Annotated in this window: 3 protein-coding genes; all 3 read right to left on the reverse strand. The window is 41.8% G+C overall.

All coding sequences use genetic code 11. The annotated features are described in order from the left end of the window. Window positions 1-191 precede the first annotated feature (191 nt). Window positions 192-425 carry a hypothetical protein gene (locus H6F92_RS00230; RefSeq protein WP_190356383.1) on the reverse strand — a complete coding sequence of 78 codons (234 nt, stop codon included), beginning with the start codon at window positions 423-425 and terminating at the stop codon, window positions 192-194. A 349-nt stretch (window positions 426-774) separates the two neighbouring features. Continuing rightward, the gene (locus tag H6F92_RS00235) at window positions 775-1,044 is read right to left on the reverse strand and encodes a hypothetical protein (protein ID WP_190356384.1); all 270 of its coding nucleotides are present in this window, start codon (window positions 1,042-1,044) and stop codon (window positions 775-777) included. Next, window positions 1,041-1,430 (reverse strand): ParA family protein, encoded by a 390-nt coding sequence (locus tag H6F92_RS00240; RefSeq protein ID WP_190356385.1) that lies wholly within the window; start codon window positions 1,428-1,430, stop codon window positions 1,041-1,043. The genes H6F92_RS00235 and H6F92_RS00240 overlap by 4 nt, the downstream gene beginning before the upstream one ends. Window positions 1,431-1,655 lie beyond the last annotated feature (225 nt).

The raw sequence follows: 1,655 nt of genomic DNA on the forward strand, positions 1-1,655 counted from the left end.
TTATTTTATTCATTAAAAAAACCACAAATTAGGTCAGAATTTCAGCTAAATTTATGAGTTGAGATAAGTTTTTTATGGGCAGATATTTTCAAACTGTCTCTTGAAGCTAATTATGATGATTATCTTGAAAAAAAATGATAATTAGACAGAAGTTCTCTTGTTCACATAGAGAACTTTATCTTCTTTTGTTTTCAAAATGAGAATTGCTGGATGTTGCCCGTAGGGGCATCCCTCAAACGCAGTTTATAAACCTTCTCCCCGATAAAAGCGGAATTGACGGCTGATCGGCCATTGCCAGGAGAATTAGTAGGAGAACGCTGGTTTTGTTCTCTAATCCAGCGATCACACTCCTCTTGAGAAAAACCGTAAGACTCCCGGTTCCGACACAAAGCCTCGTAATCTTGGGCTTCGACTTGCATAGACATTAGACAAAAGATAGAAGCTAATGGGACTTAGGCATTTTCGGGCAGCAAAAAAGGCTCAAACCATTACGGGACAAAGGGTTAACCTCAATTTATGATTTTCCTTGATCTATCTGGGTTTCAGCGATTTTGGGCTTCTCGAAGTAAATCCCAAGCGGGGATTGGAGTTGAGGCTTTTATCGATTTGTTTTTTGTCTAAGTCCCACTAAAACGATCGGAGGCGGCGATTTCATACAAAAACAGCAACTTTATGACCTAATATTACCGTAGCTAACATCTAAAAATTTTCCAGTTATCTGATCTGGTTTTTTGGGTTTCTGTTAATCTGGTTATCTGGTTTTTTGGGTTTCTGTTAATCTGGTTTACCAAATCGGTCGTTAAGGGCTGCCATGATTACCGCCGTCATGGTCGTTCCTTGCCGTTTGGCCTCCGCCGCCCAATGTTGCCGCAAGGATTTGGGAACTTTGACACAAAGGTTTACTTCTGGCTCATTCTGGTTTTCTGGTAAATTGGTATTCTGCTTTACTGGTAAACCAGTATTCTGACTTTCCTCTAAACCGGTATTCTGGTTTTCTGGTTCTCTGGCTTTCTTAATTAAATCGCTGTACCTGCCCGTCGTCATAAAACCTCCAATATGGCTAAGATTTCCTCTCCCAAAGCTTTGTAATCCTTCCATGCCGCTCTTAACCTAGCATCATCGAGATTGCGGATGGGAACACCCGCTAAAGCGGCTTTTTGATAGCCGACGGTTCTGCGAATCATCGACTTGAAAACAGGGATACTGCCCTCGGTTAAATCTTGACGCAGTATTTCCCCCTCCTTATTCGGTGGTGGCGGTACGATCGTGATCAGGGCGCGGTAATTAGCGTCTCCCAAATCTTTGGCTGTTTCCAACATCGGCTGCAGACTGAGAACATCGGGGGCGGTGGGTAAGATCAGAAGTTCGCAACCCTTGGCCAACTCTTTGAGATCGTCGGAATGGGGACGGGCGGGAGCAGCAATTCTCATTTTGAAATAAATAGAGCATTAACCCCGATTTTGGCAGGGAAAATATAGTACCAAGTAACTATTTTCGAGGAGAGGCGATCACTAAAAAAAACAATTGGCTGGACAAATTAAGTATAAATACTCAAGCAATCAAAGAGGTTGGCTGAGAACTAACGGGGTTAATTCAGGAAGATAGTTCTGTTTTTAGAATAGGGAATTCAAGGGAAATAAAAATTTATAATTATT

Origin of the sequence: Microcystis wesenbergii FACHB-1317, from assembly GCF_014696875.1 — a bacterium.
Lineage (GTDB): Bacteria > Cyanobacteriota > Cyanobacteriia > Cyanobacteriales > Microcystaceae > Microcystis > Microcystis wesenbergii_A.

Excerpts from the sequence above, each read along its gene's own strand:
- H6F92_RS00235 (WP_190356384.1), bottom strand. The coding sequence starts at position 1,044 with ATGACGACGGGCAGGTACAGCGATTTAATTAAGAAAGCCAGAGAACCA.
- H6F92_RS00240 (WP_190356385.1), bottom strand. The coding sequence starts at position 1,430 with ATGAGAATTGCTGCTCCCGCCCGTCCCCATTCCGACGATCTCAAAGAG.
- H6F92_RS00230 (WP_190356383.1), bottom strand. The coding sequence starts at position 425 with ATGTCTATGCAAGTCGAAGCCCAAGATTACGAGGCTTTGTGTCGGAAC.